Source organism: Borreliella lanei (assembly GCF_014205895.1).
Lineage (GTDB): Bacteria > Spirochaetota > Spirochaetia > Borreliales > Borreliaceae > Borreliella > Borreliella lanei.
The window spans coordinates 22109-41164 of the sequence record NZ_JACHFC010000004.1 but is presented as its reverse complement, the minus strand read 5'-3'; the positions used below and the strand labels follow the sequence as shown (position 1 = coordinate 41164).

Sequence of the window (19056 nt, the reverse complement as noted above, 5' to 3'; positions counted from 1 at the left end):
AAAGGAGATATTTATGGATACAATACTTATTTTTTTGTCAACAATTGACAATACAAAACTAATTATACTAGGAGGATTTATTGTGCTGGCAATAATGCCAATGATTTTGGCAATAAAACCACAGTTTAGAGAAAATTTAAATTTTCTTATCAAGAAACTTTTAAAAAATACAAATAAAAAGGATACAAAATGAACAGTAAAATGAATATCAACTCTGGCATTGAGGCTTTAAATAATTTATATGATTTTCTAAAAAGCAGCGATTCTCCAACAGAAGTCAAAGTGGAAAAAGGAATATATTTAGGGCTTAATCTTTACAACCTAATAATGAGCATCTACAAAGACAAAATCACAACCCTTGAGAAGGAAGAATCAATAAAAATATTAAATGAAATTGAAAATGTTAATAATAAAATTACTCAACTTATATTAAGCATTAATGATGAGAGAGATGCAAGTATTATTGAACATTTAAGAGAAGAGAGAAATGAACTAATGGCAATCAAAACTCAAGCACTCCAAGAACAAATAAAAGAGTTCTCAGAAAATCCAAGCAATACTGATAACAAAACCCAAAACCTAAAAGAAAATAAAGGAGATAAAATTGAAAATTAAAAATTTCCCTTTTTTATTTTTATTAAATACTCTTATAATCTTTTCATGCTCTACAATAGCAAGCCTTCCAGAAGAGCCATCATCCCCAAAAGAATCAACATTAAAGGCTTTAAGCTTATATGAAGCACATCTTTCAAGCTATATTATGTACTTACAAACATTTCTTGTGAAGACCAAACAAAAAGTAAATAACAAAAATTATCCAGAGTTTAAGCTTTTTGACGCCAGCAAATTAGAAAAAGATCAGACTCTAAAAGCAATCAAAACAAATATTGCTGCTTTAAAAAATCACATTGACAAAATAAAGCCAATTGCAATGCAGATTTACAAAAAATACTCAAAAAATATACCTTAATGCCTTAAAAGACATTTAACTTTTCTTTTTCCTGAAAGTCCCGGTTGTGTGTGGGGCTTTTTTTAATAAAAAGTCTAAATTATATCTAAACTCAATTGAAGTTAAACTTAATTAGAACCAAACTCAATTGAAGCTGTTATCATTTTATTTTTTTTCAATTTTCTATTTGTTATTTGTTAATCTTATACTATAATTATACTTGTATTAAGTTATATTAATATAAAAGGAGAATATATTATGAAAAAATATTTATTGGGAATAGGTCTAATATTAGCTTTAATAGCATGTAAGCAAAATGTTAGCGGCCTTGACGAGAAAAACAGCGTTTCAGTAGATTTACCTGGTGAAATGAAAGTTCTTGTAAGCAAAGAAAAAGACAAAGACGGCAAGTACAGTCTAATGGCAACAGTAGACAAGCTTGAGCTTAAAGGAACTTCCGATAAAAACAATGGATCTGGGGTACTTGAAGGTGTAAAAGCTGACAAAAGTAAAGTAAAATTAACAGTTTCTGACGATCTAAGTCAAACCACACTTGAAGTTTTAAAAGAAGATGGTAAAACATTAGTGTCAAGAAAAGTAACTTCTAAAGACAAGTCAAAAACAGAAGAAAAATTCAATGAAAAAGGTGAATTATCTGAAAAAATAATGACAAGAGCAAACGGAACAAGACTTGAATACACAGAAATTAAAAGCGATGGATCCGGAAAAGCTAAAGAAGTTTTAAAAGACTATACTCTTGAAGGAACTCTAGCTGCTGAAAAAACAACATTGGTGGTTAAAGAAGGAACTGTTACTTTAAGTAAAAACATTTCAAAATCTGGAGAAGTAACAGTTGAGCTTAACGATACTGACAGTACTCCTGCTACTAAAAAAACTGGAGCTTGGAATTCAGGTACTTCAACTTTAACAATTACTGTAAACAGCAAAAAAACTAAAGATCTTGTGTTTACAAAAGAAAACACAATTACAGTACAAAAATACGACGGAGCTGGCACTAAATTGGAAGGATCAGCAGTTGAAATTAAAACACTTAATGAACTTAAAAACGCTTTAAAATAAGGAGAATTTATGAGACTATATTTAATAGGATTTGCTTTAGTGTTAGCTTTAATAGGATGTGCACAAAAAGGTACTGAACCAAAAAATACTTCTGGAAAAAACAGTGATAAAGAACTTATAGACTCCAGCAAAGCAGAAAAAGACGCTAAACAAACCCTTCCTGCAGCGACAGAAGACTCAGTGTCTTTGTTTAATGGGAATGAAGTTTTCGTAAGCAAAGAAAAAAATGGCTCCGGTAAATATGATTTAAGAGCAATAGTTGATCAAGTTGAGCTTAAAGGAACTTCCGATAAAAATAATGGTTCTGGAAGCCTTGAAGGTGCAAAGCCTGACAAGAGTAAAGTAAAGTTAATAGTTTCTGAAGATCTAAATACAGTAACTGTAGAAACATATGATACCAGCGACAAAAAAGTTTCAAGCAAAGTTACTGTAAAACATGGGTCAATAACAGAGGAAACTCTCAAAGCTAATAAATTAGACTCAAAAAAATTAACAAGATCAAACGGAACTACACTTGAATACTCACAAATGACAGATGCCGAAAATGCTACAAAAGCAGTAGAAACTCTAAAAAATGGCATTAAGTTTGAAGGAAATCTTGTAGGTGGAAAAACAACAGTGGAAATTAAAGAAGGCACTGTTACTCTAAAAAGAGAAATTGAAAAAGATGGAAAACTAAAAGTCTTTTTGGATGACACTGCACACAGTGCTAAAAAAACAGGTAAATGGCAAGATAGTAACAACACCTTAACAATTAGTGCTGACAGCAAAAAAACTAAAGACTTGGTGTTCTTAACAGACGGTACAATTACAGTACAAAAATATGACACAGCGGGCACTTCCCTTGAAGGATCACCAAAAGAAATTACAGATCTTTCAGAACTTAAAAGTGCTTTAAAATAATATATAAGTAAACCCCCCTACAACGCATCAGCTGGTGTAGGAAGGGTTTATTACAACCTAAAAATTGAATTTATATATTTTTCAATTTGTTACTTCTAGAAAAAGTCTCCTAAGAGACTTTTTCTCTTTTTAAAAAGAGAAAACATAACAATATACAAGCCAAACTATTTAGGTCTTTAAGTCTTAAAAATCAAAATAAAAAGCTCTAATAAAATGAATGCCCAAAATTTAAGAAAATTAATGGGGCTAATTCCTTCACCCAAGTCTAACTCTTGAATGAAGGATAAATAAAATAATCTAAATTCTTAATAAAATTAAACCCATTGCTAATAAGCTCACTATTTTAAATAAAAATTAAAACGTAAAAATAATTTACTCCTAATATAAGTTTATTATTTATTACATTTTATTACAAAAACTTACTTTTGTAAAGTATATTTAACAAATATGTATTAAATATACTTTTTTTATATTTTTTATATAAAAATACTTTACTTTTTTAAGAAACTGTACTATTAATTAAGTTATAATTAAAGAAACTACTTATATTAGGAGTATAAAATTGAAAACATTAAACCAAAAATCACCAAACACTACAAAAAGAGTAAAAAAAACTACAATGAACTTCCAACATAATTTGATTGTATTAATCTCTACTCTTAACTTTGTCAACTTAAACTTTAAAAAATACACACAAAAAAACATACTTTATTTCCTAAATAAAAACCTTGAAAGAAATAAACAAAAACCCATAAAACTCAAAACACTACAAAACTATTTATACATACTAGAGAAAAAATTTAAAGTCACACTAAACTACTGTAAACATTTGGGAAAAAATTCTGGAAGTGAAACTTATTATAAACTTAAATACGAAAAAGAAAAATGCTATTTGATAATTAACACATACTTTAAAGAAAAAATAATAAATAAAATTAACGAATTTACGCAAAGAATAAAAAAATTTAACCAAATAAATAGTAGTGTTAAATGGGAGTGTATTAATAATAATAATAATATATATAAATATAAAGAATATAGAAATATACACAAAAATTCCAAAAAAACAAAAAATAATGAAATAATAAAAAAATATCTAAGCAAATGCAACTTTAAAACAGAAATTCCAGCCCTAATAATGAATCTAGAAGCAACAAAGAGCATAAAAATCTATCATTTAAGAAACCTAAAACACATTGAAAACGACCTTAAAGAAATAGATCCTAAAAGCATTGAAAAGCACATATCAAGAGCAATAAAAGAAAATGTAAACAATCCGGGATATCTATGCAAATTTTTCAAAAATAGCGGCTACAGAAGAATAATAAATAAAATAAAAAAAACAGAAAAAAAATGTAAAAATAAAAAAGAAATTCTAAAAAAAATACTTGAAGCAAAAATAAAAGAATTAGAAAATGAACAATATAAAAAAGAAGATCTTGAAAAATTTTTCAGCAAAACATACGAAATTTACAAAATAAAACCACATTTCATAATAGAGCACAAAAAGTACCCGGATTTAGAGAACCTAATAAAAAAAGCAAAAACAGAATTACCCAAAATCCAAGATAAAATGATAAAGTTAAAAAGTATAAAAAACAACATTTTTAGTATATTATTAGAACAGTTAAGGCATAAAGTAGATAATGATAAGCTAGTTCCTACTTTAAAAAAATTCATTGAGAATGAGCCTGACCTTAAATATAGTAAGGTATTTGACAATTCCTACTATAACAATTTGATTAAAATAGTGAGCTAAAGAAAAGATGTACAGTTTAGCTTTACTATTAAGGAAAAAGGAAAAGAATGACGGCTTTACTTGAACGATTAAAGCAAAAACAAAAAGAGTTAAAGTTAAACTCAGACAACAAACCAAAGTCTAAAAAAGAAAAAAAAGCTAACGTTTTTTCTAAGATTGAGGAGGTTAAAGGTAGAAAGATATATCATACTAAAATATTTAATGACTTTTATACATTTGGAATAAGCAAAAATGAGCCTACGAAATTTTTCATTTCTTTAAGGGGAATCTTTAACATAGAAGACATAAGCATGTTTCATTTATTTTCTTTAAGAGAAGATGATGAATTTATGGGAATTTATTATGGAATAAGAAAGCTTGATAAAGCGTTTATTGTAAAAAATTTCAACAAGAAGGAAACCTATACTCTTAGAAAATGTGAATACATTGAATTTAAGTTCAAAAAAGGTTCTGTTTTTTGCTATTTAAACGGTCTTCATATTTTACTTAAAAAAGATAGGGTAAATAGCCCCTATTACAACACGCTTTTAAATATTATTTTAGAATTAGAAACCGAACTTTACACTTTTTATAGCAAAAAATTGTCACAAGGGGGGATTATTCCTGAATGGATAAAAAAGAGACAAAAGTAATAACAGTTGCAAGTATAAAAGGTGGTGTTGGCAAGAGCACAACAAGTTTAATTTTTGCCACATTGCTTTCAATCAAATGCAAGGTTCTTTTAATAGATATTGACACGCAAGCCTCAACAACAAGCTATTTTTTTAGTAAAATTAAGGACAATAATGTAGATTTAATAAATAGAAATATATATGAGGTGTTAATATCAAATTTACATATAGATAATGCATTAATAACAATTAACGAAAATTTGGACTTAATTCCAAGCTATTTAACATTACATAAATTCAATTCAGAATCTATTCCATATAAAGAATTTAAATTAAAAGAACAGCTAAAGCTACTCAGCAATCATTACGATTATATAATACTTGATACAAATCCCAGCTTAGATTTTACCCTAACAAATGCTCTTGTGTGCAGCAATTACATAATAATACCAATAACAGCAGAGAAATGGGCTGTTGAAAGTTTAGATTTGTTTACTTTTTTTATGAATAAGCTATTATTAACTTTGCCAATGTATTTAATCAATACTAAATTTAAAAAAAACAACACACATAGGGAGCTTTTAAAGGTTTTAGAGAAAAATAGTAATTTTTTAGGCACAATATCTGAGAGAGAAGATTTAAATAAAAGAATAGCAAAAAATGATAGATTTGATTTGACGAAGGATTACATAATAGAGTACCAAAACACGCTTACTGCGTTTTTAGATAAATCAAATTACGTACACTAAGTGTACTCAGGTTGTAAAGGAGGAGTATAAGTGGACATAAAGATAAATAAAAGAAATTTATCTGAGAGTGTTAGAGAAGAAGAGCAAGCGCTTGTTCATTATAATAAACTTAAAGAAAAATTAAACATTAATTTTCAAAAAGAAATTTATTGCAAGATAGAAGCAATGAAGGTTTTAAAAGAAATTAAAGACAAAGAATATTATAAGCTTGACAATTATTCTAGTTTTGATGATTTTGCAAAAGACTATAGACTTGCTAGAACTCAAACGTATAAGTATCTTAAAATTGCAACAGCAATAGAAGAAGGGCTTATTGAAGAAAAGTATGTAGTTAAAAACGGAATCAATGATACAATTTGTCTTCTTAAAACAAAAGAAAGTCCAAGTTTAAAAAAATCTAACCAAAACCCAATAAAACCACTAAGATTTCAGCTTAAAAAGGAAGAATCTTATTCTTTTTATAAAAAAAACTCCAAGCTTACGAGCTTTCTTTTGGAAAAAATTTTTTTTGAGGAAAAAGATTTTTTATTAAAAATAATTAAAGAATTTGAAACTTCAAGAAATAAACGAAAATAAAATATTTATTTGCAAAACTTGAAAAGTTAGTGTATACTTTATAGGTACAGACTGACACGCAATGTGTCGCTCTTAATATAAGGACCTGTTACCTTAAAGGGTTTATTGGGGAGTCTTTTAAAAGAAATTCCAATAAACCCTTTAACTTTTAATTTAAATTTTTTATTTTTTTTAATAGTAATTTTGGAAAAATTTAGAAAAGTATTTACAAAACATAAATTTTTTTATACTATAATATTAGTAAAAAACTTATATTAGGGGTTGAGATGAAAAGGCTTAATAAGATCAAAAGGAAAGAATACTACAAACTTTTAATTGAAACTTTTGCCATTAAAACAATGGGTTTGATTGGTTTGGTTTTATCAATATTAAAGATTGTTCTTAAACCCGAATGTTTTCTTATTAGGCTTTTAGATTCTGAAGTTTAAATAAAAATTGGTCAGAAATGGTTGATTATTTAAAAATAATATTTAAAAATTGTTTATTTAAAAATGTTTATTGAGAAACTATTACAAAGAAATGCAGAACTTTTTAAAGACGTTCAAAAGTCCGGATGTTATTTTTTATCTTTGCACTATTGGATATTTGTTTTAACAGGGATTGATTTTACGGCAAAAGACGTTAATTTAAATTATCAGCGGTTTTTGGAATTGGGTTACATTAGAAATGACTGTTATATTTTAAATCCATGTAAAATTCTTAGTTGTTATAAAATATTTTCTAAAGTTAGATATGAGAACCCGTTTTATTTGCCTAAAGCCGGCAGAGAGTTTGAAATAACAGAGGTTAAGCTAAAAGATCAAGCTTTTATTCATTTTCTTGTAATGGATAACAATAAGGTGCTTTACGACAGCCTTGATTTAAAGTCTAAAGGAAAGAAATTTCAAATAATATCAAAAAGAATATTTAATTATTTTATTTGAAAATATTAATGTCATTTTATAACTTTTAATGTTTTCATAGTATTTTTAAATACTAAATCTTTTAGGTTAATTTTTTAACTTTTGCTTCTTTTATTTCTTGGCTGTCGTTGAAGAGCTTACTATTTATTAATATGCATTGCAAAACTAACATTTAAATTATAAGACCGAACAACCTAAACTAGCTAGGTTATTCGGTCTATTGTTTTAAGTTAAGTATAAAAATGGTGTTTATTTGGGTTTAGCAGGAGATTTACTGTTACTTTCTTGTTTTGTTTTAACCTTTTGCAATTTTTTTCTCATTGCTGCTGCAATTTCAAGTACTCCTTGAGCTGTAGTTGGAGGATTGGTTTCAGCTGCTATTGAGATTGTTCCTTTCATGTCTTGTATTCCAATTCTTTCTAATGGTTCTGAGACCTCGAACATTAAGTCATACATTGCTGAGAATTCACCACTACGTCCAGTCTCTTTAAGTTTAGTAGCTTCCTCTTCTATTGCTGTTACGAATTTTTCTGCTACTGCAATAGCTCGTAGTTTTGCTTCTTTTATGAAATCTCCTGATCCTGATCCTGCTACTATGCTACCTGTTGCACTGCTTGTGAAAGCATTAAAATTTACACCTTGTGCGGCAGCCTCTTTTTTAATTTTATCTATTTCATCTACAATGTCTTTTGCTGATGTTTCTAGTCTAATTTTTGTTTCTCCTGATAAGCCACATGATATAAGTAGGCTAACAAGTAAAGTTAGTTTAATTAAATAATTTTTAAAAGTTCTGTTATGTTTATTCATGATATTATCCTTTTTGAGTTTTAATAAAAGCAATAAATTAATATTATTAAATTGCAAATAATTAGGACGAGCTAAAAATTTTACTTTTAGTCCATTCTAATGACAATATTTTTAATATTTTTTATTTCTTTTTTTTGCCTTTATTATTTTTTTTCTCTCCATTTTTTTTAATATTTTGTTTTACTTTAACCGCTTCAAGTTGATTTTCTATTTTAACTTTAACCTCAAGCAATCTTTCGGCTGTGTTTATAGGATTACTTTCAGCTTCCTCTAAAATACGAGGCTTTATGTCTGTTATTCCAATCTCTTCTAGTGATTCTACAGCTTCAAGCATTAAGTCAAACATAGCCAAGAATTGACTACTGTTTCCAGTTTCTTTAAGCTTTAAGGCTTCTTTCTCTATTATCTTAAGGAACTTTCTTGTTTCGCCAATGACTTGTACTTTTGCTTCTCTTAAGGTAGGTCCTCCACTTGTCACTTTAGAACCAGCTTTACTGTTCGTAAAAGCTGCAAAGAGCACCCCTTTTTTAGCGGCTTCTTCTTTTATTTTTAAAATTTTATTTTTTAAATCTCTAGACGATGATTCAAGAGCCATTTTTGCTTTTTCTATTAATCCAATATTACACGCGACTAATAGATTAAAAAACAAGGCCATAACCATTGAATTCAATTTTTCAATTTTCATTATTACCTCCTTATATATTAGATTTATTTAAATTTAAATCTAAATTTTAGACCATTTTATTGAAAATAAAATAAAATAAATTAGTCATAAGGTTGACATAAAAAGTTAATATAATTTTTAGATTTGTACTGAATTTCAAAACTTTTATTTTAAAACCCCCATCAGTTTAAATTTTATTTTTTTTATTTTTATTAGGGGAGTATAAATTTGTTTTATGCAAATATAGTAGTAACATTGTTTGGAATTATAAGCATGGTTCATGCAATCTAGCTTGTAATTTTAAGACTTATTTCCAGTTTGCCAAAATGTTACAAATTGGTCATTTTGTAAATTAAATCAAAGATCTAAAAGAATTTAGGTCTTAAAAATAAAAGAGAGGCCATGCTCCCGCAATTTGATGGCTTCTCTTTTGAGTATTTTGACTATTTTGACACTGTTTTAATTAAGGAGCAGGAACGGGATTGGCATGCTTAGAAGGCATAACAACGTCTTTTAAGCCTTTAAAGAATTGTCCCATTTTGTTTGCTCCAGAGACTATTTTATTTTTTTCTTTTATTATTATATGTCTAGTAAACTTTCATTAGATGTATTGTTTTCAGCAGCTTCTATTAAGCGTTTTAATCTTGCATCTTGCTCGTTAACAACGATTTCTCTGATTTTTGTTTCTTACTCTCGAGCAAATATCCTGTCGTTCATATGCACAATAATATTACCGCTTGCAACGAAATATATTTTATTTTAAATGTTCCTTTTCCCTTTTACCAGTTATTTTTATTAATTTTATTCTATTTAAAAAATATATCTCGTTAATTAAAATATTCACAATAAAAAACATTAATTTTTCTTGAGTTTTTAAAAGAACTTAATTAAAATGAAATAATGATATTTAAAAATAGAAAAGAAGAATATATTTTTTTATTTAAAAAAGGTTTAAAAGATTTAGACATTGCTCAAATTTTAGGTGTTAGTGAATCTTTTGTAGCAAAAGCCCGAAACAAATATTTTAAATCTGGTGATTCTGTTTACAAAAAGGACTCTTTTTCTATCGACTCAGTAGGAGAAAATATTGCTAAAGTGTCTTTTAATGAGGACAATTTTAACAATTTAGTACTGCTTGCTACAAAAAAGGCCTGTGAGCTTGAAAATGCTAAAAATGAAACTGAAAGGTTGTTTTACGAGATAGTTTGTTCTTTTATTGATTCTTATCACAGATATAAAAATCTCAGTTTAGCGTCAATAAAAAAGGAAGCATTAATCTTGGATTTAAAGATTAGCAAGCTTCAAAGCGAGATTAGCACCAATAAAAAAAGGGGTCTTAAGGGCCAAGAAAGCCTTGAGAGAGAGCTTGCTGATAAGATTAAAGAAAGAGAAGAAATTGAAAAAAAGCTTATTACTATTTGTATGAGAGAGGATTTTGATGCTCTTGTTAAGCTTAAATCTGTTTTAAGTAGTAAGAATTTAAAATTGGAGTAAAATTTGAAATTTTTGGGATCCTTAACATTTCTCAATCTTCAGAAAAAGTTTAAAAATAAGTTTAATATTAACATTTTGGATTATATTAAACCAAAACCAACCAACATTTGTTTTAAAGATTTTGAAAACAAATATTTAACTGCTAAGCAAAAAGAAGTGCTTTTTGACATAGAAAGTCACAATTATTCAAAAGTAATATTTAGCGGCGGGATTGCAAGTGGTAAGACGTTTTTAGCCTCATATCTGCTTATTAAAAAACTTATTGAAAACAAATCTTTTTATGAGCAAGATACTAATAATTTTATTATAGGCAATTCTATTGGTTTGTTAATGACAAATACCATAAAGCAAATAGAGAAAATTTGCGGTTTGTTAGGAATTGATTATCAGAAAAAGAAAAGTGGTCAGTCTTTTTGTAAAATAGCAGGTCTTAAGCTTAATATTTATGGGGGTAAAAACAGAGATTCTTTTTCTAAGATTCGTGGGGGCAATAGTGCAATAATTTATGTAAATGAAGCAACAGTAATTCACAGAGAAACTTTGCTTGAGGTAATAAAAAGGCTTAGAAAGGGTAAAGAGATTATTATTTTTGATACAAATCCGGAAAGCCCAGCGCACTATTTTAAAACAGACTATATTGAAAATACAGATGTTTTTAAAACATATAATTTTACAACGTACGACAACCCTTTAAATTCAGCAGATTTTATTCAAACTCAAGAGAAACTTTACAAACATTTTCCTGCTTATAAGGCTCGTGTGCTTTACGGAGAGTGGATTTTAAATGAATCTACATTATTTAATGAAATGATTTTCAATCAAGATTATGAATTTAAAAGTCCAATAATGTATATTGATCCTGCATTCTCAGTAGGTGGGGACAATACAGCTGTTTGTGTTTTAGAGCGCACTTTTGAGAAATTTTATGCATATATTTATCAAGATCAAAAACCAGTAAGTGATAGTTTAATGCTTGCCTCTATTCAAGTTTTAATAGAAAATTTTAATGTAAATACTGTTTACATTGAGGAGAGAGATAGCATCAAAGGGGATGGAATTTTAACCAAAACAATTCTTTTCTTAAGAAGCAAAAGCATTAACTATTTTAAAGTTGCACCAATAAAACCCTTGAGCAATAAATTTAAAAGAATATGCGCTCTTATTCCTTTGTTTGAAAGCCGCAAAATAGAATTTTTAAAAATAATAAGTAAAAATGTAGTATCTGATATTTACAGCTACAAAGGAGACGGCAAAACAAAAGATGATGCACTTGATTCTCTTGCAAATGCTTATCTTCTTTTGACGCTAAATTATAAAGAAAAATTATTTCATTTCGGCAACTTTAAATATTTATAATTTGATCTAAACTTTATTTTATCAATTTGAGTTTATTGTGATTAATAATTATTTAAAAAGTTTTTGTCTTTTGTGCTGATTTTGCTAAAAATTTCTTTTTGCCTTAAATCTAAGCTAAAGCAATATTAAATAAATTTTTAAAACAATTAAAATATTTTTTTAAAAATGAGATAATTTGTAAAATATATAAAGTCAATATTCAATCTCTTAAAAGTTTTGAAAAATTATTTTTAAAGTTTAATTTTTTGGGAAATATTATTGATGTGATTTATAATTTTAATTTTATTATTTTTTATTTTAAAGGATTACCATGAAAAGTAGAATTTTTTTGCTCTCAAGTCTTAGTTTTTTTAATTGTAATACTTTTATAAGCATAATGGTGACTTAAAAAAATAGCTAAGCTTGAAATATTTAAGCAAATTGTTTTTCAAAAAGAGAGTTTATTTTGCATCAATTTTGATTAGATTAGCTAAAAAGTAGCATTAGAAGAATTTGCTAAGTTTGCCGAATTTGTCTAGTGCAATCATTTTTAAGATTTATTTATTCAATCTATTCAAATGTATTTCAAGGAGAGAGAAATATGAGAATGGCCTTTTTTCTTTTTTTTTTAATGTTTCTTTTGGGTTGTAGTTCTTTTAAGGTGGACAATAAAAATTTATTAGCCAAAAATAAGCAGAAAGCCTCAGATTATAACAGAGAGTATTATCAGAAAAACAGAGAAAAACTTAAATTAAGAGCCAGAGAGCGATATCGTAGAAACAGAAAAACTTAAAATTAACTAGAAAGAATTAAACTTATTAAAAATTTTAAAGCACTTTTTAATATTAAGCAATATATTTAAATTGAATGGTGGATTTATGTAAAAGATGTATGTTTTTAGTTATTTGAAATAATTTTGCACTTTTGAAATAAATTAAATTTTAATTAGGAGAATATACATGAAGAGATATATTTATGTATATATCATTTCATCATTTCAGTAGTGGTAATTTCTTGTTATTTAAATGATTTTTCTAATATGAAAAAAAGCAACTTTAATAAATATGATTTAAATTTTTCTAAGCTTTCTTTATCTGAAAGAGAAAATGCTATTTTAAAAATTCAAAGAAAATTTAAAAGCTTAACTGATAAAATAAGCTCTAGAATATCTAATTATAGTGAGATTAAAGTTAGCAATTTTTTTAGCGAATCTAGTGAACAAAAAATTAATCTTTTAAATAAAATTTTGGAGATTTTAAAAGTACAGCACGGGTTAATAGAAAAAAGTAGCAATAGCTTAAGTAAGCTTAGTATGTTAAGTGGAGGCAATTCTGCTGTTCTTGATCCACAGCCAGAATTGAAACTTTTAAATCAAAAATATTCAGATATAGATGAAAAATTAAGAGAAATATGTAATTACATTCTTAGCAACAGTGTTGACTTTAATAAGGTTTTAAAAGATTTGGTTTATTTAAAAGAAAGCTCTTTAACACTAATGCAAAAATAATTTTTTTATAAATAGAGTCAAAAAGTAATGACTCTATTTATGAAAAAGCATTTATTCTTCTAAAGGTTTTATTTCTGATAGGGCAAATCTTTCTGAATTATTTGTGTTCCACCCTGTCCATTTATCATTTTTAAAAAGATAGTTTCCCGCAACACTGTATATTGGAATTATTGGATAATCATTTTCAATAATTATTTCTTCTATCTTTTTTAATGTTTCTAATCTAAGTTTTTCATCTCCTTCAATGTCAGATTTTATTATAAGCTCATCAAGTTCAGGATTTGAGTATCCGTAAGATACAAAATGTGAGCTTTTAGTTTCAAATATATTAAAGAATGCCATGGGATCTAAATAATTTCCTTGCCAGGACCTTACTGAGATCTCATATTGACCTTTTAAAATATTTGATATGTGGTTGGTCCATGTTTCAGGCTCAATTTCTACATCAATATTTAAAACTTTTTTCCATTGGCTTTGAATAAAATTGGCAACTTCTTTTTCAAGATCATTTTTATTGTATTTTATTGTAATCGTTGGAAACTTTTTTCCATCCGGATATCCAGCTTCGGCTAAAAGTTTTTCTGCTTTTCGTGGGTTGTATGGCTTTAGCTTTTTCCCGTAATTGTAGTTGTTAATGTTAGGACTTATTTTTCTTGTTGCTTTAAAGTTGTTATCAAGCACTCTGTAGACTAGAGTTTCTCTGTCAACCGCAAGAGCCAATGCTTCTCTTACTTTTACGTTGTCAAGAGGTTTAACATTTGTATTTAATGAAAGAAAACCAATTTGATTAATGTCAGCTGAATAAAAATCTTCTCTTAAGATAAGCTCATTAATAAGGTTTAGGGGGATGTTGTTAAAAATAGCATCAATTTCATTGTGCTCATACATGCTGTAAATTCTTCGGGTATCGTTTATAGTAACAAATATAAGCTCATTAACAGCAACGTTTTTAGCATCATAAAATTTTTTATTCTTTTCAAGAGATATTTCTTCGTTTAAGGCTCTTCTTTTTAGCTTAAAAGGCCCGCTTGTAACCATGTTTTCCGAGCTTGTCCATTTATTTCCAAACCTTTTAACAACGTGAGTAGGAATAGGGATAAATATTGGGTTTGTAAGCATATCAAGAAAATATGTTGTTGGACGAGAGAGAGTTATTTCTAAAGTTTGCTCATTAATCACTTTTATTCCAACTTCATCTACATTTAATTTTGTTTCGTGAAATTCTTTTGCATTTTTTATCTTTGATATTAATAGATTAATATTTGGCACATCAAGCTCATTTTCTAGGGCCATTATGTAAGAGTCTCTAATGGTACTTGCTGTTATTTTAACGCCATCACTCCAATAAATGTCGTCTCTTAAATAGAATGTATAGCAAGTGTTGTCATAGGAAATGTCCCAATTTTTTGCAAGTCCTGGCCTGTATCCACCTGTTTTAGGATCTCCCCTTAAAAGCCCGATAAATAGTTCGTTTATAATTAAATTTCCTAATCTATCGCTGCAAAATTGTGGATCAAGCGATGTTGGTTCGTTTCCAATTCCAACGCCAAAGACAATATCATCTTTTGGTTTAGAAATCGTGCACGAGATTACAGCAGCAATGCTTAGTGTTAAAAGCAGCCCCTTTTTTATTATCATTTCTTTATTACCTCCTTTGTTTTTGCAATAATTAATAGCAAATTATATTGCAATATTTTTTTAAAATGTTTTATGCTGTTGCTAAGTACTTCAAAAAGCTTATTGTTTTTATTTATTTGTTAAATTAATTTTTTTTAATTTAAAGGAAATTTAAAGGAAAAGACTAAAAAATAGATTGTTTATTTTAAAACTACAAATAAGGCCCTAAGACCCTATTTGTAGTTTTAAAGAAGTTTTCAATGAATTGTTGATTTATAACAATAGACAAATATATATCTCTCTTTCTTTTTTCCAAATAAAATTCGAACCTTTATTTGTATGTTAAGATCCGTAAAGGAAATAAAAATTTAAGTTTTAATTTCTTTTTTTTATTTTTAAAGGAAGAGTAAAAAGAATAATTTTAAAGAATAAAATAAAGAGTTCGATTGATTTTTTGTATGCCTTGGAAATGCTAGAAAATGAGCTATAATTACGACTTATTTTAGCGGAGGTTTTGATGCAAAAAATAAATATTTTATTAATGTTATTGGCGGTGTTTTCTTGTAAACAGTTTGGCGATGTTAAGGGGCTTACAGAAATTGATTCTGGAGATGGCATTCCTCTTGTTGTTAGCGATGTAGTTAAAGATCTAATTCCTAAAGAAATTTCTTTAACCCCCAAGGAAGCTGAAAAGTTAGAGACTTTAAAAGTCTTTTTAAAAGATGCAATGGATTCTAATGGTAAAACAGAAGCGAATTTAAGAGCTGAGTACGAGAAATCTTATAAAGAATTTTTTGATTGGCTTTCTAAGGATATTAACAGACAAAAAGAGTTTGTAAGCTTTTTTGACAATGTTTCTAGCATTTTATCTAAAGCAGTAGATGCAAGCAAAAAGCAAAGACCTACTGAGCAGCAATCTTTAGGCTTTAAAGAATATGTTTGTTACAAAATTAAAAATAGCACTGGTGGGGCTTTAAGTTTATTTTTCCAAAAGGTAGCTGATGCATTTGGCATTGATGAGTACAAAAATGGAAATGATGAGAGTGTTAAAAAGCCCGTAAAATGCAATGAAGAGATTTTTAAAGTAATTAAAAGAGTGTTTACTAAAAGTGATAGTAACAACGAATTGAAAAATTTAGAAAATTGTGCAAATGTTTAAATATTTGAGATATGCTTTTTATAAAGACAGACAGGTTCTAGTGAAGAACTTGTCTTTATATTTTTTCAAGAGACCTTTTAAGTATCTTTGTAGGGCTATATCTTTATAGGGTATGAGTGATAACAATAACTTAAAGAGCAATTTCCAAGATTTTGAATTTAGCAATGTTAATAATGTTAAATTTGCCAAAGAATTATCAACCCAGGTGATTAATTCTGCTTTAGAAGTAGAGACTAATTTAGATGAAATTTTAAATACGAAGAATTTACATGATGCTCACTTAAGGGTTCAAAAATCAAAATCAAGACTTATTTCTACGATCAGGCTAGCCAAAAAGCTAAACAATCATCTGCTTTTAGAATTTGATAAAATTCCTGATTTTGATATTCCTGTAACATTTAGGATTGTTGACAAGATTTTAAAAATATTTTATTGGACAATAGTCAATTTTGATTCTCATACAGTAAGTGAAATTGACTCAGTAGGGTTAAAAGAGATTGATTTTTTAAATGAAGATGAAGAAGGGATAAAATCAGCTGAAGAAGAGATTAGTAGCATTGAAAATTTGAAGACAAGAGAATTTCTCTGTGGGTTACTTTTGGTTATTAAATCCACATTTCAGGCAGATAAGGCCTTAATAAAAGCAATAAGAGCATCTCTTTTGGCAACAGCTTTTATTGCTAAACAGGGAATAGAAGGCAAGCAGACTTTATTTTTTTATGTTTAGTTAATTGGGTTTTCTGCATTTCAATATTAAAAGGTAGAGAAACAGCTCTCTACCTTTTTAATATTTATTGGGATTGGATAAAGTATTAATTTAATTTTCTTTTTAATATCATTTTACAATGTTTATCTTTTAAACAATGCGAGCAAAAAGTAAACAGAATATTTTGTTATATTCTTTAATTAATATTATCATAAATACTCTAAAACATATTAGTTTTTTTATAAAATTTTAAACGAATTTTGATATTTATGTTTTATGTACCAATATTATTTGATAATTAATATCAAATAATATTGATTTGCATAAAAAACCGTTTTTGATATAATAATATATAATGATATTTAAAAAAATGATTAACGAATTTAAAATGGAAATAAAAAACAATAAGTCTAAAATCAATCCTATTGATGTTTACAGATATTCAATTTTTTTCAGGAATTACATAGAAAGTACAGCAGAAGATGCACTTAAGAATGGAATTAATTTAAGTTTGCTTGAAACGTCTTGTTTAAAAGAAGGCAGCAAGTCTCTTATAAGTTTAAAGGTACAGCTAAAAGAAGCTCTTCTTGAAGCAATGATAAGCTATAGATTTAATGGTGCAGGCTATATTTTAGTAAAACCCAAAAGTGAAGATGAAGATTTAAGTAAAAAAGTTAACAGCGAATTGCCCACAGGTTTTAAATATTTAGATTTTCAAAAAATTATTAACAAAAGAGATTCTAATTACATAGAGTACCTTTCTAGTTTAAAAGATTTAGATGGTTTTGAGAAAGCAAGGGTTGTGAGAATAGATAAAAGCAGAGTAATAATTTATGAAAATTATGATTATGTTTTAGGCACGCACGAACCTGCTTATACGCAAAGTTTACTGCTTAACATTTGTCTTTTAGAGCAAATTTATTTAGAAATAGAAAAAAGAATAAGAAATTATAATTTTTTGTTTTACAAAGACGAACATTTAGTAGGACTTGTTGAATCATTAGAGATTGCAAAAGAAGAAATTAATGTTTTGGCAAACAGTAAGGGTAAAATATTTTCTACCTTTTTTAAAGCTCAAGAGCCAAACAAAAGTTTTCAAGCATTAAGCAGCGTTTCTGATCAGCTTAGCAGAGAGCTTGGCAAGATTAAAAGCACTCTAAACAATGATGGAATTTTTTATACAGCATCAGAGAATGCGCGCCTTGAAGTAATAAAATATGATTTAGAGTTTTTAAAAGACGCATTTGAACTTGTTAAAGCAAAAATTGGTGCTGATACTAAAGAGCCTTTAACTAGAAGTTTTAATGAGCAAGTCAAAGGACTTGGTAGCAGTGGCAAGGGAGACAAAAGTAATTATTATGATTATTTAAAAGGTGTACAAGAATCAGTTGCTAATGCGTGCAATCTCAAGCTTAACAAATATTACAGATTAAATTTGAAGTTTAATGAGCTTGAAGCTTTAAGCTATGAGCAAAGACTTGAGAAAGACAATTTGCTTCTTGATGTTTATTTTAAATATTTAAAGCTAATCAAAAATGAAAATCTAAGCGACAAGGCAAAAGAAAATCTAAAAGAACAATTAAGTTTAGTTATTTAAAAGGAGTAATTATGGAAAAAATGGCTTCAAGCGCAGACAAAGACAACCAAGAAGATTTAAAAGAGCCTAGAAGCAAAAACAATGAAATTTTAAGCGACGATTTGATTCATGAGTTTTTAGAATATAAAAATCTCAAAAGCGCAAGTAATAACTTAGCTGGGAATTTTTCTCACAATGACTTAAGAGAATCTGTTGAGATAAATAAACTTGCAAATGATAATTTAAGTTTTGAATATAATACAGAAAATCTTTTAGCAAAAGGGTATTCTTTTAAAGAGGTTGTAAAAGGACAAGCTGAAGAGCTTATTAGAAAGTATGTAAAATCAGCTCAAATATTAGCAATAGCTGGAACTGACAACTTTGATAAGATTGACTTACGTTCCCGTGCAATACTAATAAGGGTTGCAAAGACTAACATTGATCAGAACAAGAATTCAGAAAATTCATACAAAGTAATAAATTCCCAAGGAATAAAAATAGATCAAAAAAATAATTTAAGAGCTGAAAATGCTTTTTTTAACACGTATCATGATTTAAGAAAAGCAATGCTTAATGAATGGGAAGAGCTTAAGAATGAATTTTATTGCAATAAAAAAGCATTAGCTTAGATTTTATAATTTAAGTTTTTAAAGGAGAATTTA

The 19056-nt window shown here is 27.5% G+C and carries 22 protein-coding genes; 19 read left to right on the top strand and 3 right to left on the bottom strand.

Features of this window, described 5'->3' with window-relative positions; all coding sequences use genetic code 11:
• Positions 1-13 precede the first annotated feature (13 nt).
• The 11 genes from HNQ06_RS04520 to HNQ06_RS04470 all read left to right on the top strand — a co-directional run bounded on the left by HNQ06_RS04520 (position 14) and on the right by HNQ06_RS04470 (position 7550).
• Positions 14-193, top strand: coding sequence for a BlyA family holin (locus HNQ06_RS04520; protein WP_184107756.1), 180 nt, complete (start codon positions 14-16; stop codon positions 191-193).
• Positions 190-615, top strand: a complete 426-nt coding sequence (locus HNQ06_RS04515) for a BlyB family putative holin accessory protein (RefSeq protein WP_184107755.1) — start codon at positions 190-192, stop codon at positions 613-615. The genes HNQ06_RS04520 and HNQ06_RS04515 overlap by 4 nt, the downstream gene beginning before the upstream one ends.
• Positions 605-970, top strand: a complete 366-nt coding sequence (locus tag HNQ06_RS04510; protein WP_184107754.1) for a BBA14 family lipoprotein — start codon at positions 605-607, stop codon at positions 968-970. The genes HNQ06_RS04515 and HNQ06_RS04510 overlap by 11 nt, the downstream gene beginning before the upstream one ends.
• Before the next feature lie 237 nt (positions 971-1207).
• The gene (ospA, locus tag HNQ06_RS04505; RefSeq protein ID WP_184107753.1) at positions 1208-2029 is read left to right on the top strand and encodes an outer surface lipoprotein OspA; all 822 of its coding nucleotides are present in this window, start codon (positions 1208-1210) and stop codon (positions 2027-2029) included.
• 9 nt (positions 2030-2038) lie between these two features.
• Complete coding sequence (ospB, locus tag HNQ06_RS04500; protein WP_184107752.1) at positions 2039-2932, top strand: outer surface lipoprotein OspB; 894 nt, start codon at positions 2039-2041, stop codon at positions 2930-2932.
• A gap of 562 nt (positions 2933-3494) precedes the next feature.
• A complete protein-coding gene (locus tag HNQ06_RS04495; protein WP_184107751.1) occupies positions 3495-4691 on the top strand; it encodes a plasmid maintenance protein in 1197 nt (398 codons plus the stop codon).
• A 47-nt stretch (positions 4692-4738) separates the two neighbouring features.
• Positions 4739-5323: a DUF226 domain-containing protein gene (locus HNQ06_RS04490; protein ID WP_184107750.1), complete on the top strand. Its 585-nt coding sequence runs from the start codon at positions 4739-4741 to the stop codon at positions 5321-5323.
• Positions 5299-6051 carry a ParA family protein gene (locus HNQ06_RS04485; RefSeq protein WP_184107749.1) on the top strand — a complete coding sequence of 251 codons (753 nt, stop codon included), beginning with the start codon at positions 5299-5301 and terminating at the stop codon, positions 6049-6051. Before HNQ06_RS04490 ends, HNQ06_RS04485 begins: the two co-directional genes overlap by 25 nt.
• A gap of 30 nt (positions 6052-6081) precedes the next feature.
• Positions 6082-6627, top strand: coding sequence for a chromosome replication/partitioning protein (locus HNQ06_RS04480; RefSeq protein ID WP_184107748.1), 546 nt, complete (start codon positions 6082-6084; stop codon positions 6625-6627).
• Between the two features lie 266 nt (positions 6628-6893).
• Positions 6894-7055 (top strand): hypothetical protein, encoded by a 162-nt coding sequence (locus HNQ06_RS04475; protein ID WP_184107747.1) that lies wholly within the window; start codon positions 6894-6896, stop codon positions 7053-7055.
• A gap of 63 nt (positions 7056-7118) precedes the next feature.
• Complete coding sequence (locus HNQ06_RS04470) at positions 7119-7550, top strand: DUF261 domain-containing protein (RefSeq protein WP_184107746.1); 432 nt, start codon at positions 7119-7121, stop codon at positions 7548-7550.
• 228 nt (positions 7551-7778) lie between these two features.
• Here HNQ06_RS04470 and dbpA read toward each other — a convergent pair whose 3' ends face one another.
• Together dbpA and dbpB are read right to left on the bottom strand one after the other, a co-directional pair.
• Positions 7779-8336: a decorin-binding protein DbpA gene (gene dbpA, locus HNQ06_RS04465; RefSeq protein ID WP_184107745.1), complete on the bottom strand. Its 558-nt coding sequence runs from the start codon at positions 8334-8336 to the stop codon at positions 7779-7781.
• Positions 8337-8457: 121 nt separating this feature from the next.
• Positions 8458-9021 (bottom strand): decorin-binding protein DbpB, encoded by a 564-nt coding sequence (gene dbpB, locus HNQ06_RS04460; protein ID WP_184107744.1) that lies wholly within the window; start codon positions 9019-9021, stop codon positions 8458-8460.
• 879 nt (positions 9022-9900) lie between these two features.
• On the opposite strand from dbpB, the gene HNQ06_RS04455 reads away from it, so the two are divergent.
• The 4 genes from HNQ06_RS04455 (at position 9901) to HNQ06_RS04440 (ending at position 13336) form a co-directional block, all read left to right on the top strand.
• Complete coding sequence (locus HNQ06_RS04455; protein ID WP_184107743.1) at positions 9901-10494, top strand: helix-turn-helix domain-containing protein; 594 nt, start codon at positions 9901-9903, stop codon at positions 10492-10494.
• Positions 10495-10497: 3 nt separating this feature from the next.
• The gene (locus HNQ06_RS04450; protein ID WP_184107742.1) at positions 10498-11850 is read left to right on the top strand and encodes a PBSX family phage terminase large subunit; all 1353 of its coding nucleotides are present in this window, start codon (positions 10498-10500) and stop codon (positions 11848-11850) included.
• A 580-nt stretch (positions 11851-12430) separates the two neighbouring features.
• Positions 12431-12622: a hypothetical protein gene (locus HNQ06_RS04445; protein WP_184107741.1), complete on the top strand. Its 192-nt coding sequence runs from the start codon at positions 12431-12433 to the stop codon at positions 12620-12622.
• Positions 12623-12868: 246 nt separating this feature from the next.
• Complete coding sequence (locus tag HNQ06_RS04440; RefSeq protein ID WP_184107740.1) at positions 12869-13336, top strand: hypothetical protein; 468 nt, start codon at positions 12869-12871, stop codon at positions 13334-13336.
• 51 nt (positions 13337-13387) lie between these two features.
• Here HNQ06_RS04440 and HNQ06_RS04435 read toward each other — a convergent pair whose 3' ends face one another.
• Positions 13388-14974: a peptide ABC transporter substrate-binding protein gene (locus HNQ06_RS04435; RefSeq protein WP_184107739.1), complete on the bottom strand. Its 1587-nt coding sequence runs from the start codon at positions 14972-14974 to the stop codon at positions 13388-13390.
• A 496-nt stretch (positions 14975-15470) separates the two neighbouring features.
• Here HNQ06_RS04435 and HNQ06_RS04430 point away from each other — a divergent pair, with 496 nt between their 5' ends.
• The 4 genes from HNQ06_RS04430 to HNQ06_RS04415 all read left to right on the top strand — a co-directional run bounded on the left by HNQ06_RS04430 (position 15471) and on the right by HNQ06_RS04415 (position 19023).
• Positions 15471-16112 carry a hypothetical protein gene (locus HNQ06_RS04430; protein WP_184107738.1) on the top strand — a complete coding sequence of 214 codons (642 nt, stop codon included), beginning with the start codon at positions 15471-15473 and terminating at the stop codon, positions 16110-16112.
• Positions 16113-16224: 112 nt separating this feature from the next.
• The gene (locus tag HNQ06_RS04425) at positions 16225-16839 is read left to right on the top strand and encodes a hypothetical protein (RefSeq protein WP_184107737.1); all 615 of its coding nucleotides are present in this window, start codon (positions 16225-16227) and stop codon (positions 16837-16839) included.
• A 349-nt stretch (positions 16840-17188) separates the two neighbouring features.
• Complete coding sequence (locus HNQ06_RS04420) at positions 17189-18415, top strand: anti-CBASS protein Acb1 family protein (protein WP_184107768.1); 1227 nt, start codon at positions 17189-17191, stop codon at positions 18413-18415.
• 11 nt (positions 18416-18426) lie between these two features.
• Positions 18427-19023, top strand: coding sequence for a DUF1357 family protein (locus HNQ06_RS04415; RefSeq protein ID WP_184107736.1), 597 nt, complete (start codon positions 18427-18429; stop codon positions 19021-19023).
• Positions 19024-19056: the final 33 nt, after the last annotated feature.